Raw genomic sequence first — 253 nt, 5'->3', positions numbered from 1 at the left:
TCGGACAATGCGCAGCCAGTTGTCATACGCATCGCTGATCGCGGTCAGTATGCCGTCGCGAAAGTGGTAGAAGCGCGACGCCTGCGCCAACACCAGTTCATCCGGCAAAGCGCCCAAATAGATCGCCGCTTCGGCCAGGCTATTGGTGATTGCAGGTCGAGCAACAGTCGGCATCGGAAACGAAGTAATGCGATTCTCATGGTCCGTCCACACGACGCAATCACCGGAAACACTCAGCCGATGCGCCAACGAG

At 57.7% G+C, this 253-nt stretch carries 1 protein-coding gene; it reads right to left on the bottom strand.

The features are described 5' to 3' along the window. Window positions 1-253, bottom strand: a 253-nt coding sequence (locus NTD80_RS28610; protein WP_262135677.1) for a hypothetical protein, incomplete at both ends; no start/stop codon positions are given.

The organism is Pseudomonas sp. 13B_2.1_Bac1 (assembly GCF_025466155.1).
In the GTDB taxonomy this organism is placed as follows: domain Bacteria; phylum Pseudomonadota; class Gammaproteobacteria; order Pseudomonadales; family Pseudomonadaceae; genus Aquipseudomonas; species Aquipseudomonas aylmerensis.
This window is presented reverse-complemented; position numbering and strand designations above follow the sequence as displayed.